The organism is Candidatus Synchoanobacter obligatus (assembly GCF_024259865.1).
GTDB lineage: Bacteria > Pseudomonadota > Gammaproteobacteria > Comchoanobacterales > Comchoanobacteraceae > Synchoanobacter > Synchoanobacter obligatus.
The window spans coordinates 95159-108578 of sequence record NZ_JAKUDN010000002.1; the positions used below are offsets into that span (position 1 = coordinate 95159).

General features: G+C 42.5%; 18 protein-coding genes. 6 read left to right on the forward strand and 12 right to left on the reverse strand.

What is annotated here, in order from left to right; genetic code table 11:
* Position 1: 1 nt before the first annotated feature.
* Genes frr through rpsB form a run of 4 tightly spaced genes read right to left on the reverse strand, consistent with a single transcriptional unit; the run spans position 2 to position 3095 of the window.
* Positions 2-547: a ribosome recycling factor gene (gene frr, locus MKS91_RS02180; protein WP_258569203.1), complete on the reverse strand. Its 546-nt coding sequence runs from the start codon at positions 545-547 to the stop codon at positions 2-4.
* A 10-nt stretch (positions 548-557) separates the two neighbouring features.
* The gene (gene pyrH / locus MKS91_RS02185; protein ID WP_258569204.1) at positions 558-1259 is read right to left on the reverse strand and encodes a UMP kinase; all 702 of its coding nucleotides are present in this window, start codon (positions 1257-1259) and stop codon (positions 558-560) included.
* Between the two features lie 21 nt (positions 1260-1280).
* Entirely contained in the window at positions 1281-2087 is an 807-nt protein-coding gene (tsf, locus tag MKS91_RS02190) for a translation elongation factor Ts (protein ID WP_258569205.1), read from the reverse strand.
* A gap of 3 nt (positions 2088-2090) precedes the next feature.
* Positions 2091-3095 (reverse strand): 30S ribosomal protein S2, encoded by a 1005-nt coding sequence (gene rpsB, locus MKS91_RS02195; protein ID WP_258569206.1) that lies wholly within the window; start codon positions 3093-3095, stop codon positions 2091-2093.
* Positions 3096-3227: 132 nt separating this feature from the next.
* Between rpsB and MKS91_RS02200 the strand changes: the two genes are divergently transcribed.
* Positions 3228-3500 carry a hypothetical protein gene (locus MKS91_RS02200; RefSeq protein ID WP_258569207.1) on the forward strand — a complete coding sequence of 91 codons (273 nt, stop codon included), beginning with the start codon at positions 3228-3230 and terminating at the stop codon, positions 3498-3500.
* Positions 3501-3634: 134 nt separating this feature from the next.
* Here MKS91_RS02200 and wrbA read toward each other — a convergent pair whose 3' ends face one another.
* Positions 3635-4204 (reverse strand): NAD(P)H:quinone oxidoreductase, encoded by a 570-nt coding sequence (wrbA, locus tag MKS91_RS02205; RefSeq protein WP_258569208.1) that lies wholly within the window; start codon positions 4202-4204, stop codon positions 3635-3637.
* A gap of 329 nt (positions 4205-4533) precedes the next feature.
* On the opposite strand from wrbA, the gene MKS91_RS02210 reads away from it, so the two are divergent.
* From MKS91_RS02210 to MKS91_RS02220, 3 genes are read left to right on the forward strand one after another with little or no spacing between them, the layout of a single operon-like run.
* Positions 4534-5727: an aminopeptidase P family protein gene (locus MKS91_RS02210; RefSeq protein WP_258569209.1), complete on the forward strand. Its 1194-nt coding sequence runs from the start codon at positions 4534-4536 to the stop codon at positions 5725-5727.
* Positions 5724-6752: an FAD-dependent monooxygenase gene (locus MKS91_RS02215; RefSeq protein ID WP_258569210.1), complete on the forward strand. Its 1029-nt coding sequence runs from the start codon at positions 5724-5726 to the stop codon at positions 6750-6752. Before MKS91_RS02210 ends, MKS91_RS02215 begins: the two co-directional genes overlap by 4 nt.
* On the forward strand, positions 6739-7800 hold the full coding sequence (locus tag MKS91_RS02220) for an FAD-dependent monooxygenase (RefSeq protein WP_258569211.1): 1062 nt from the start codon (positions 6739-6741) through the stop codon (positions 7798-7800). The genes MKS91_RS02215 and MKS91_RS02220 overlap by 14 nt, the downstream gene beginning before the upstream one ends.
* Here the strand turns inward: MKS91_RS02220 and MKS91_RS02225 are convergent, their stop codons facing one another.
* The 7 genes from MKS91_RS02225 to MKS91_RS02255 all read right to left on the reverse strand — a co-directional run bounded on the left by MKS91_RS02225 (position 7801) and on the right by MKS91_RS02255 (position 12219).
* On the reverse strand, positions 7801-8598 hold the full coding sequence (locus MKS91_RS02225; protein ID WP_258569212.1) for a DUF2807 domain-containing protein: 798 nt from the start codon (positions 8596-8598) through the stop codon (positions 7801-7803).
* An 8-nt stretch (positions 8599-8606) separates the two neighbouring features.
* The gene (locus MKS91_RS02230; RefSeq protein WP_258569213.1) at positions 8607-9074 is read right to left on the reverse strand and encodes an OmpA family protein; all 468 of its coding nucleotides are present in this window, start codon (positions 9072-9074) and stop codon (positions 8607-8609) included.
* A 90-nt stretch (positions 9075-9164) separates the two neighbouring features.
* Positions 9165-10004, reverse strand: coding sequence for a peptide chain release factor N(5)-glutamine methyltransferase (prmC, locus tag MKS91_RS02235; RefSeq protein WP_258569214.1), 840 nt, complete (start codon positions 10002-10004; stop codon positions 9165-9167).
* Positions 9997-11082 (reverse strand): peptide chain release factor 1, encoded by a 1086-nt coding sequence (gene prfA / locus MKS91_RS02240; protein ID WP_258569215.1) that lies wholly within the window; start codon positions 11080-11082, stop codon positions 9997-9999. Before prfA ends, prmC begins: the two co-directional genes overlap by 8 nt.
* 65 nt (positions 11083-11147) lie before the next feature.
* Positions 11148-11840 carry a twin-arginine translocase subunit TatC gene (gene tatC, locus MKS91_RS02245; protein ID WP_258569216.1) on the reverse strand — a complete coding sequence of 231 codons (693 nt, stop codon included), beginning with the start codon at positions 11838-11840 and terminating at the stop codon, positions 11148-11150.
* On the reverse strand, positions 11837-12004 hold the full coding sequence (locus tag MKS91_RS02250; RefSeq protein WP_258569217.1) for a Sec-independent protein translocase subunit TatA/TatB: 168 nt from the start codon (positions 12002-12004) through the stop codon (positions 11837-11839). Before MKS91_RS02250 ends, tatC begins: the two co-directional genes overlap by 4 nt.
* An 8-nt stretch (positions 12005-12012) precedes the next feature.
* On the reverse strand, positions 12013-12219 hold the full coding sequence (locus MKS91_RS02255; protein ID WP_258569218.1) for an HIG1 domain-containing protein: 207 nt from the start codon (positions 12217-12219) through the stop codon (positions 12013-12015).
* Positions 12220-12341: 122 nt separating this feature from the next.
* Between MKS91_RS02255 and MKS91_RS02260 the strand changes: the two genes are divergently transcribed.
* Entirely contained in the window at positions 12342-12962 is a 621-nt protein-coding gene (locus MKS91_RS02260; protein ID WP_258569219.1) for an SURF1 family cytochrome oxidase biogenesis protein, read from the forward strand.
* 4 nt (positions 12963-12966) lie between these two features.
* A complete protein-coding gene (locus tag MKS91_RS02265) occupies positions 12967-13419 on the forward strand; it encodes a hypothetical protein (RefSeq protein WP_258569220.1) in 453 nt (150 codons plus the stop codon).
* Position 13420 lies beyond the last annotated feature (1 nt).

Genomic DNA, 13420 nt, shown 5'->3' on the forward strand with positions numbered 1-13420 from the left:
TCTAAACTGTCATTAACTCTTTTTCTTTCTCATTCGTTAGCCGATCAATTTCGGCCACCATCTGATCCATCACTTTTTGCACCTCAGCGCCAATTCGCCGCTCATCATCTTCTGATAGCAACTTGTCTTTGACTTGGTTTTTAGCTTCAGACAATGTGTTTCGACGTACATTTCTTAAACCTATTTTGGCATTCTCAGCCTCAGACTTTAAGTGTTTCACCAACTGCTTACGACGCTCCTCTGTTAAGTCAGGAATCGGAACCCTCACCGCATCACCTGCTGCCACTGCATTCAAACCCAAATCAGAAACCTGAATGGCCTTGATAATTAATGGTACCGCCTGCTTATCCCACGGCGTCACCATCAACATTCTTGCATCCGAGACACTGACATTGGCCATTTGATTTAGTGGTGTTTGACTTCCATAGTAATCCACTGTCACCTTATCTAACAAACCTGAATGCGCCCTTCCTGTTCTTAATGAAGAAAGCTCATTTTTATATGCATCAATAGAATTCTGCATAGTATTTTTCATCTCATCAATCATGAGTATACTCCTAACTTATTAATGTTCCCTCGCCACTGCCTCTTAAAACATCCAGAAGCGCATTTGGCTTGTTTACATCAAACACAAAAATCGGCAACGAATACTGTTGACATTGAATAAATGCTCCCATATCCATTACCCTTAACTCTTTGGCAATCACATCATTAAAGGATATTTTATCAAACTTATTTGCCATCGCTTCCTCCAGTGGATCACGATCGTAGACACCATCAACACGAGTGGCTTTCAGCAATAACTCTGCCCCAATCTCTACTGCCCTTAAGCTGGCAGCGGAATCAGTTGTGACCAAAGGATTCCCGGTCCCTCCCGCAAAAATTACAACGGTTCCCTTTTCCAATAGCTGGCAAGCTTTTTTTGCATTAAATGGCTCCGCCAAACCTGGCATAGGCAATGCCGACATGACTTCACAAGGCATATGGTTTTGCTCAAACATATCAGCCAAAACCACTCCATTAATCACGGTCGCTAGCATCCCTGCCGTATCTGCAGACAACCTTCCAACACCTTGATCAGATAACGACGCACCTCTGATCATGTTCCCACCACCTACAACGATGGCAACCTGAACACCTCTATCGACTGCAGAAGACACTTCTTTTACAATACGACTAATCCATACAACATCAACCGAGTCTTCTATGCTTCCCAGAAGCTCTCCGCTTAGCTTAATTAAAACCCGGCGATACTGCATAATAAAACCTATATAACTATCCTAAGATAATTCTACACGTTTAAAGCCTAATACACGAGCATTAGATTTAGCCAAATACTCATTAATTGTCATAGTTGTATCTTTTACAAAGGCTTGATCCAAAAGACACTTTTCCTTCAGGAACTTAGCAACCTTTCCTGCTACAATCTTTTCAACCAACTCTGGTTTGCTCATTTCTTGCGCTTGCGTCACAAAGATTGCTTTTTCTCTTTCAACAATCTCTTGTGGCACATCAGCCCCAGACACGGCCAATGGGGACATCGCAACAACATGCATTCCAATATCTTTGCCTAATTCAGCGTTATCAACATCTAGCAGCACTGCACACGCCACTTTATCACCATGACTATATACTGAAACAAACTGATCATCACTTTGATGGAAATAAACAGATGACAACTGAATGTTTTCACCAACACGTCCAACCAACTCAACACGCGCAGCCTCGACAGTTTCATCACCAAGACTTATTGCTTTTAAAGCCTCAAGATCAGACACACCTTCAGAGAAAACTGCTGAAACAACTTTATTAACAAACGCCTGGAAATCGTCCCCATTTGCGACAAAGTCAGTTTCACAATTCACCCCGACTATCGCAATACGGTGCGCATCAGACTGAATGCCTATCTTCCCTTCAGTTGCAGAACGGTTCGCTTTACTTTCAGCGCTCTTACCAAACTTAGCGCGAATTGCATCATAGGCTTTCTCTAAATCCCAGTCCGCCTCAACCAGCGCTTTTTTACAGCTCATGATTCCAGCACCGGTACGCTCACGCAGCTCTACAATTAATTTTGTGTTCCCACTCATCACTTACTCCTCCGTTGATTTTTTGGCACTTTCTTTTGCTGCTGGTTTCTTCGCAGCTGGTTTCTTCGCAGCTGGCTTCTTAACAGCCTTCTTAGGCGCCTCTGCTCCTTCCGCTTTAGCTTTCACAACTTTCTTTACAACCTTTTTCTTTGGCTCTTCAGAGACCACCTGAGCTTCAGCCGCCTTCTTCACAACTTTTTTCACAACCTTCTTCGCTGATGAAGATTCGGGCTCTTCCTGCTCTGACTTCTCAGCAACAACTTTTTTAGCTTCTTGTTTTTTCTTGATCACAGGCTTATTCTTCGCTTCAATCTTTTCACGCTCTTTTCTAAAGTCATCTGCTGCAGCCTTTACCACTGAAGACAAGCACTCTAAATAGTACTGAATCGCGCTCATCGCATCATCATTACCAGGCACCACATAATTGATGCCATTTGGTGAACAGTTGGTGTCTACAATACCAATCACAGGGATACCTAGCTTATTCGCTTCATTCACAGCAATCCGCTCTTGTGCGACATCAATCACAAACAACGCTTCTGGCAATGAGTCTAGATCTTTAATACCACCGAGGTTAACCGTCAACTTTGCACGTTCACGCTGTAAAATTAATCGTTCTTTCTTCGTTAATCCTTCGAGTCTGCCGGACTGAAAGCGCTCTTCCAACTGCTCAAGGCGGGCTACAGAGGAACGAACTGTTTTGAAGTTTGTCAAGGTTCCACCCAACCAACGCTGATCTACAAAGGGCATCCCCATCTCTTCACCATGCTTTTGCACCAAAGCTTGTGCAGACTGTTTTGTTGAAACAATCACAACCCTACCACCAGATCTAACAATCTGATCCACATACGTTAATGCTTCTGTGAACATCTCCGCTGACTGCGTAATATCAATGATTTGCATACCATTTTTTTCTGCAAATACATACTCAGCCATTTTAGGGTTAGAAAAACAAGAACGGTGACCATAATGGACACCACATGCAAACATATCTTTAATATCAATCATTTATACTCTCCTAGGGTTAGTCTTCCGTAGTAGCATTTTTCGAATCATAATACCATGACACCCCGAAAAAAGTTCATCACTACGTGCGTTTTGCCCATGTTATAACACAACACATACTATAATACAATGCTGATGGAAAAAAAAACCACTAAAACAGAAGCCTACTTGACGTATTGGCCATTATGTCAACATTATTCCACTGTCAATGTAGTACTCATTATCAGCCACAACGCTGCTGATTACCTTAGGTTTAGAACTTATAATGGTGCACGTGTAACACCCCCGAAACACCCTGGTGTAGCAAGCCTCTGGAATACTGAACAGAGCTCAAGAGATATAGATGCAGGAGAACATTTTTTAGAGCGTTTTTTTGCAAGGCCAATCAATGGCTCAACTTTACTCTGAATCAAGGCGCCTTTCCAGCAGCAAAACATAAACAAACATAGAACCCAATTAAGATACTGAATAATAGCAAAGCGCCGCTAGTATCTGTGAGATTTTCGTCAAAACAACGTTATGGGGCGGCCAATATAACCTACCTACTGTAACTTCTTAGCAATATTTGCCAAGCGGCGACCCAGAGCAATACATACGTCTCTCTCATGCCCATCCATCTCATGACCATACTGGTCACCAGTGACTGTTGAAGCACCGTAAGGTCCTCCTCCTTTTGTGGTATCATGAATGGCTTTTTCTGAATATGGGATACCGACAATAAGCATGCCATGATGAATCATGGGCATCATCATCCCCAATAACGTTGATTCTTGACCGCCATGCATCGATGCTGATGAGGTGAAGACAGCACCAGGCTTACCGATCATTTCCCCTGAGTGCCAAATATCCCCTGTTTTATCCCAAAATAAACGAACCGCAGCTGCCACTTGCCCAAAACGTGTTGGAGACCCTAAAATCATCCCTGCACAATTGGCAATATCCTCTTTAGCGACATACAATGGACCCAAAGCATCTCCCTTCCCTATGGGTTCAATTCTTCTAACCCTTGCTTCTAGCCCTGCTTGCTCAACGCCTTTTGCAATATATAGAGCCATTTTCTCTACTGATCCACTAGCACTGTAGTAAGGTATTAGTATATAGGGGCGCATCAATCATCCTAATTTTAACTACTGTGAGTATAGATGAGATCGAATTTTAATTCAAAATAAAAGTGTTCAGGTAGCATTTTGCTCTGAACTGATACGTTCAATTGTGGACATATTGGAAACGACTTATCAGGCGTCCTAACTCAATAGGCTTGCACAACAAAGCGCTTGTCCTCAGTCCCCAGTTATGGTTTGATTCGAGAGCAAACCTGCTACCAGAACATAATCATTATAACACACATTGAATAAATGTCAGAATTTTTTTACCCTGGATCCGTAGAGTTATTTTCAGCACGGAAGATTTATGCTACATTAGCACAAAAGGAAGGATACCTATGAAACACTTTACCCAGCGGCGCTCTAGAATACAAAACTCACTTCAAAAAAATGAGGTTTTATTGGTAAGACAACCTGCCGAAACCATTAGAAATAATGATGTTCACTACCCTTACCACCCAAATAGATACTTTTACTATTTAACCGGCTTCACTGAGCCGGATGCTTCCTTGCTCATCAGCAAGACAACCTGCATCTTATTTTCCCAGCCCAGCGATAGCCAAAGAACTTTATGGGAAGGTGCCCTGATAGCAGAACAAGCTGTAGCAAGGTACAATATAGATCAATGGTATGCAAACAATCACATTAAAGATCGTTTAGAAAAAGACCTCAAGACCGTTGAAACCATTCATATGATCGGCGATCACCCGCATACTCCAAAACACTGCAGCGTACAACCAGGGGAGAAAATACTTGACCCAATGCGCCTTATCAAAGATGCGCACGAAATATCCTGTATCAGAAAAGCCTGTGAGATTTCTGCACAAGCGCATAATGCGTTACTCCAGCACCTTGACCCACTACATGAAAGCGCCTTAGACGGTGAATTTATCAAGCAAACCATGCAAGCAGGATCAAGATCATTGGCTTATCCGTCTATTGTTGCCTCTGGCATGAACGCTTGCACACTACACTATACAAAAAACAACAACCCTATCGCTAAAGGTGATATTGTTCTTGTTGACGCAGGGTGCGAGTTTCAGCAATATGCTTCAGATATTACAAGAACATTCCCGGCAGACAAACACTTTACTGCACCACAACAAGCCCTCTATGAAGCGGTCTTAGATACCCAAAAATCCACCATTTTATTAGCAAAACCTGGCAATACCTTATCGCAACTCCACCAGCACGCCGTTAAACAATTAACCCGCCATCTCCTCGACCTAAAAATCATCAACACAAGTCTTGAAGACGCGATTGAATCAAAAGCTTACCTTGAATACTTCCCACACAATATTGGCCATACCATGGGATTGGATGTGCATGATATCAGAATTGAAGATGACATCTTAAAGCCCGGCATGGTCATCACTGTAGAGCCAGGACTCTATGTTCGCTCAAAAGGCGTATTCAAAGCCACGGGTATTCGCATAGAAGACGACATCCTCATCACCGATTCAGGTCATGAAAACCTCAGCAAAGATGCCATTAAAGAAGTCTCTGACATACACACAGCACGAAATACATGATTCATATTATTGGAGGAGGACCAGTAGGCTTGATTATGGAGCGCATTTGCCAATTAAAACAATGGCCCCATTTATTAATTAGCCCGCCTAATCAAACTGTTGGCAACAAGCACTTCCTCTTAACAGAAAAGAGTCGAGAATTCTTAGAGCACATCGGCTTCACACTTCCTGTGACACAAACGTATTCTCAATTAAAAATCCGCCAAAAAAACACATTTAGCCATATAAGCATTGAGGCCAAACACTACCACTCCCAGGCTCTTTGCTATGGCATCAAACAAAAGCACCTTGAAGGTTCGCTAGCGTCATACAGCAGACCACTTCAAGAATCTGTTGCGGCGCTTCAACCAATAACAGAAGGTTTTGAACTGAAAACTCAATCAAAAACCCTAGAATCGTCGTTTTTGATTGGCTGCGATGGCTATCACTCTCGAACCAGGAACAACTTAGGCATCCATCATCAAACAAGAGGCACTTACTATTGCAAAGTTATCTCTGGACAAATAGACGGTGACCACCTACTGCAAAAGTTTTCAGGCGATACAACCATAGGCGTTATCCCTGGATTGCACGGCACCATCATCCTATCTTCTCACAAACCACTTGATTTAACCCCACTGTCCCGAAGGATATTGCAAGATATGGTCGGTTTTCATGTCGATGTTAAAAACATCGTTAACACCTCTAGTTACCAGCTTGCTCCTTTAGTCGCAGAACAATACGCATTACCATGCTTACTCCTAGGAAATGCAGCCCTCGCGATTGAGCCTACTGCAGCACAGGGACTTAACCACCACATCCGACAACTAGAACAAATATATAACCTTGAGCACTGGTGTCCCACGACAATCTCACGCCTTAGCCAAAAACTGCAATCTGACAACCATAAACTTTATCATCAAATGTCTTATATAACAGGATACGGTTTCATCAACTCTTTACTAAAAAAACACATATTATCCCTTCCACTCCCATTTATACAAGATATCATTTATGACTTTGGAGCTGGCAATGACACACCCTAATACCATCATAGGAGCAGGCCTCGTTGGACAACTGATGGCCATAAACTTGGCACAGCATGGCGCAAAACCACTCCTTATCGGCCCACCACCAAAGTTTTTAAAAAGCATGGTTTTGGCCATTCATCCATCTCATATGCATTTTTTTCAACAACTGGGGTTAGACATTCCGTCTAAAGCCATTAAAAAAATGGTCCTACAGACTCACCATAACCTTCAAATTGACCAGAAGTATTCTAAGCACGCCCATTTATGCCACATAGTTCACTACGGAACCCTGGTCCACCATATTGAAAACAAGCGCAGACTTCATCAAATAGCTTGGCTGAAAGAGCAACCCAAAGCCCTAAATCAAGGGCGCATAAAAATAGGAGATGCTTGGATCGAACCTGAAAATATTATTGCGTGTGATGGCAGTCATTCGTGGACAAGATCACACACTCCAATATTGGTACAACGCGAACAATATGACCAATATGCCCATATTGCCATGATATCACATACCGCTGCCCATGAAATTGCATACCAAGCATTCCTGCCTCAAGGAACGTTAGCGTTACTCCCCACCAACAACCCCTATCTAACAGCAGTTATCTGGTCGTGCGACACACAACAGCATGTCAAAATAAAAACTGACTCATTTAAGAACCAGCTATCCGCTTACACCCACAAACTTGGTAAAATTATTAAAATTGAACACCATCATAATATGCCCATTGTGGCATCTCTTGCCGAGACCTATGCACACCAAAACATTTTTTTATTGGGCAATGCCCTGCACACAATACATCCATTAGCAGGCATTGGTTTTAACCTGGCTATTTCAGACTGCCAAACACTCACCGACACCATCCTGAACCGTCTGCCTCCAGAGACCTATACCAAAAAAAGAAAAGCGCAACACCTAAAAGCACACTACCTAACCCGATGCATCGCAAAAACCAGGGGACTACACCAAGATAAAGGACTAAATAAAATATTAAAGGGCCTACTACCTTTACAGACCTGCCAGCAGATTATTTTAGAACAAATAGACGCTATTTGCTTATAGCTATCGTCTGATTGCAGACGCCCTCTTTTCCATCTCAACATAGTTAAGCACAATGGAAGATGGGGCCTGATTTAATGGCGCATACACATCCGGCCTTGATTTGACATCAATAACTGCATTATTTTTGGTGTAAGCAAACAACTCTTCACGGGGAAAAACAGCCAGACGCGCATTACCCACCCCAGCAACCCAAGACCTATTTGCAATCAACCCAGCCGCATCAACACTTGCACTGTCTGTCGCTCTCATGGTTAAGAAATCAACCCGACCTGCCAGTACCACGTTCCCGTCAAAGACATCAACATTCAAATTATTTGAATCAACCCAATAAATTTCAACATCACTTGCACTCACAACTTGCAAATGATTCAGATTCATCACCCCTTCAACCATAACACTGCCCGTTGTCTTAACATCGATGGCCAATGACAAAGACTCGATATCCTTTGCAACCAATGAGCCTTGGTCACGTATATGTATTTTATATAAGTCCCGAAAACGATTATTGGATCGTACGACAACCGTTGGGTTACTGAACATGTTATAATGTCGGCCCAGTGATACCGGCGACACCTCTATCACATCCCCTGGCAACGTCTTAATAGAGACCTCATCGGGATCAAACTCAATAACATTTAGGTAACTATCGCCACCCATAATCACATTAACATTGCCTCGCACCACAAGCTGACGCGCATTGCTATATGGCACAAACTCTTCTGCATCCATCAAGCTATCTTGGGCCAACACCGCATTTGTTGCTAACGAGAAACATGCCATCAATAATCTAGCAAACATAATCACCCTCAACTTAATAAAATTTCGATTCTCTGATTCACATACCGTGATTCAGGCGTATTAAGATCCGCAATCGGTTCTGAAAAACCACGCCCTTTAAACTCTATATCAGACGAAGGAATCCCTCTGAACCACAAATATCCTGCAATCACCTGGGCCTGATAACTTGTGATATTTTGAGCAGACTCTTCTGTCAACGCATCGTCACAATGCGAAAAAATATTAATATGTGTAAAGTACTCTCGATTCACTTGAGCAAAAAGTGCACGTAAAATAGAAACAGCTTCCGGTTTCAATGTCACTCTATCTGATTCAAATATACTATTGGCATTTAAGAGTAACCTTGCACCATCCACTGAATATGACGTTGATGCGTAATCCTCATAAGTTAGGGCTGACTTACGTCCACCACCACAACCAGCTAACAAGGCCAGCACACTTAATATTAGATAAAACCTAGCTTTCATAACCGGCATTCCATCCCTAAATAAAGAAGCTTATATAATTATAACCTGATTTTAATTCGAAAGATACCCCCAATATAAATATCCCACTATTTTAAACTTTTAACGCGCAGATGGCTTAACCGCAGTCACAAAACGTGGGTGTTGATTGTCTGAGCCACACTCAATCTCTTGATACCCAGCAAGACACAATGCTGAAACCACGCGCTCTTGTTGCAAATATCCATGCTCTAACGCTATCAACCCGCCGTCTTTTAACACCGTCATCCCTACAGAAATGAGTCTCTGTAGATCTGCAAAACCATTGTCCTCTGCAAGCAATGCCGTTTTAGGCTCATAGGCCGCAACCTTTGGTGACAAATGACGATCGCCTGGTGCAATATATGGCGGATTGGATACCATCGCATCAAAACCCTCCCAAGTGCATTCTTGATACCAATCACCTTCAACCACCGTTATTTGATGACCAAGTCCCAAGATCTCAGAATTATTTTTTGCCACCTGACATGCCAAAATACTTTTATCCACCGCGACAATGCTAACGTTACGAATGTTTTTCGCTAACGCACAACTAATAGCACCACTACCAACACCCCATTCTAAAATCTTTGCTCTCGGGGCAAGTTTTTGGATTAAACAATTGACCATAAACTCTGTATCGACTCTTGGTACCAAGACGCCTTCTTCGATTTTGATCTCTAAGCCCAAAAACGGCACCGAGCCCAATATATAAGCTAGTGGCTTACCATCAAAGTACGCTGCCAACGCTTCCTCTAACGCAGTCATCTGGCTTTTGGGAAAATCATCACTGTGACGAACCATCAAATCTGCCCACTCAATCCCTAAATAATGTGCCATAAGCCAAAATACGTCATAGTATGCTTGACGACTGGTTGACCGCTTTACCCAGTATCGGTGAAGATCATCAAGCGCTTTACTCATCCACTAAGCCTGCCAACTTCTTGGCCTTATCTTCACGAATCAAGACTTCAATTAGCTCGGCCAAACCACCTTCCATCACTTCATCCAAGCGATATAACGTTAAATTAATCCGATGGTCAGTCATGCGTCCCTGTGGAAAATTGTATGTTCGTATTCTTTCAGAGCGCTCACCTGTCCCAACTTGTATCGAACGCTCCTGTGATAGTTCTTGCTGTTGCGCTGACTGTTGCTGTTGCAATATTTTTGCATTCAGCAAAGCCATAGCTTTAGCCTTATTTTTATGTTGCGACCGTTCATCTTGACACTCAACCACTGTTTGAGTTGGAATATGCGTAATGCGAACAGCAGAGTCTGTGGTATTCACATGCTGACCACCTGCGCCACTTGAGCGGTATGTATCAATCCTTAAATCTTGTGGCTGTATTGCTACCTCTCCTATTTGCTCCACTTGAGGCAAAATGGCCACTGTCACTGTTGACGTGTGGATACGGCCTTGTGATTCTGTTGCTGGCACCCTCTGAACTCTATGTGTGCCACTTTCATACTTCAGCATCCGGTAAACCTCTTTACCCTTTAATGCATATACAATTTCTTTATACCCTCCTTGTGATGAAGGGGATTGACTCATAACCTCATATTTCCAACGCTGGCTATCCGCATACATCAAATACATACGAAGGAGATCTGCAACAAAGAGTGATGCCTCGTCACCACCAGCACCAGCTCGAATTTCGAGATAAATATTCTTATCATCATCAGGATCTTTTGGCAACAACTGGACCATCAGTGCTTGCTCACATTCTGCCAGCTGATCATTCAGTAATACCTTTTCTTCTTCAGCAAGTGCAGCCATGTCTTCATCATCGCCCTCCAAAAGCTCAACGGCTTCTGCTAACGCCTTTTCAATGCCGCAGTATTCTTGGTATAGCTCAACGACAGGAAGAATTCCGTGTAACTCTTTTCCAACACGCTCAAATGCTTTATGATCGGACATTGCCTCCGGATCTAATTGCTCAGCCTCTAACTCTTGATGTCGTAGCATCACCGCTTCAAGCTTCGCTCTAATTGACTTTTGCATTTTTTCCACCTTGATATCTTACTGGCATACTATACAATTTCAATAATCATTTCAATCAGATATGTTCAGTCTCCCCGACTGAAATATTGTCCAACCCATAAAACAAGCTCAACCAGCAACCACATAGGTACCGCCAATAATATTTGTGAATACACATCAGGTGGTGTTAATACCATGGCCAAAGCAAAGATTCCCGTCACCCACCAAGGCCGCATTTTCCGCAACCAGTCTACAGACAACCAATGAAATATCACCAACAGCATCACGACCATTGGGATCTCAAAAGCAACACCAAATGCAATGGCTAAGTCAAAACAAAAATCAATATAACTTGAAAGCGTTGGCGAGAACAACACCTCTTTGGGTAACCAGCTTTGCACAAACGTTAAAACGACTGGCTGAATCACCACCCCCCCTATGATAGCGCCCAAATAAAATAGCAGTACGCCCATCACAGCCGTCACTTCCAATAAATGACGCTCACGCTCATATAATGCCGGCCTGATAAACAGCATTAAATGATAAACAACAACCGGAAACACTGTTAACAAACTTAGCGACATAGCAAGTTGCATCGGAATGACAATGGGGTCCACAATATGAATACTCATCAGTAAGCGACCGTCTTTCAGTGCCGCACTCTGGCTTAACCAGTAAAGTATTTTTTCATGTAGTGAAAAAAATACAAAAAAGCTGGATATATATGCTACCCCACACCATAAAAGCCGACGTCGTAACTCAAACCAATATTCAATCATTCGTTTGTTTGGCTAGTTTCATCAGTAATTTGTTGCATGGTATGCTTAACCGCTTTCATCGTCTCTGCCCATCTTTTAACCAAACTTTTGATTTGCTCCGGACCTAAAAACAACATCGCTACAAACACAACTACCAATAATTCACCTGACCCCATCCTAAACATAACCCCTCCTATAAATATTGTATCGACTCTGACACCTGAATACCCCCCAAGGAATACGCCAACAAAACACAGAGGAATAACGCCAAGGATATCCCTATTCTCCATTTTAATGAGCGATTTAGCATTTTTTTATCACCCACAAACAATCCTTTTAATCCAAATAGCAAAGCCGCTACCATTAACAAGAAACCCATAGCCACAACCCATGTCCACATAATGATGCTCCAATCTACACATGCTATCGGGTTGACTATAATTCATCAAGGCCTCGATATCCACCTATAGTTATCACAGTTAAAACATGATAAAGTACTTTTTATCAAACATAACGGGAGCCATGAACACAAAACGCCACAATAAATACATTATCATGGTTGTTTTATTCTTAGGCTTGGCATTAACAGTCTGGCAAATAAATCGTGCCCTGTATAAGTGGCAACTCGCTCAGCACATACCAACGGAGCTTTCAAGCCTCTCTACTATCTCTAAAGCCGACCATCTAAACACCATCCGTCTAAAAGGTAAATTCATTGAAAATAAAGCCTTCATTCAACCCAGAAGCAACCMAAAACATCAACCTGGTTGGCAAATTTGGCAACCCTTTCAAGCATCAGATAAGACTGTTATTGTCAGCTTTGGATATCAGTCCCAACTTGATATCACATTACCTTCAGAAATCCATGGCACGATTTTCTATTTAACCAAACCACCCTTCCGCCTATCTTCCCAAGAATCTACACACCACTTCCCCATGACGGTTGCACAGCTTGACCTTGAATGCTTTAGCCTGGCCCTGGAAAAGCCCATCGAGCCGTATATTATTGTACTAGACGACGCCCAGGACTTTTCGCTCGCTCAACACTCGATAGACGATGTTCTCAAACACATCAATTACGCCGGGCAATTTTTTGTAATAACCTTAATTCTATGCTACTATATTTTACGTAAAGACATATGAAACGATGAAGACGAATCATTACAAACTATACCTGATTGCTACACTGTTTACGCTACCTGCGTTCATGGCACTCGTGCTGAACCTTTCTCACTATACCGGGAAGCTTCAAAACCAAGGTACATGGCTTGAGAATGAAACGACCCTTACAGAAATCATGTTAACACCACCACAAAAAGATCAATACTATTGGCACATCATCCTACCCTGTGAAAACCAATGCCCAGAACACAGTCTTATGAAGGCTGGGCTATCAACTTTAAACACCAAATCTCAAATGGCACAACTTCATACCCTCTCATCGGATCAACTCACCCTTTATGGTCAAGACCATATATCTACCAATCTCATTTACCTTGCTGACCCTCAGCAAATATTAACGTTAAAATACCAACGGTCCCAGATATCTGATTTGATCCAGGACCTCAAGCGGCTGCTCAAGCCTATGGAAAAGCGTTGAT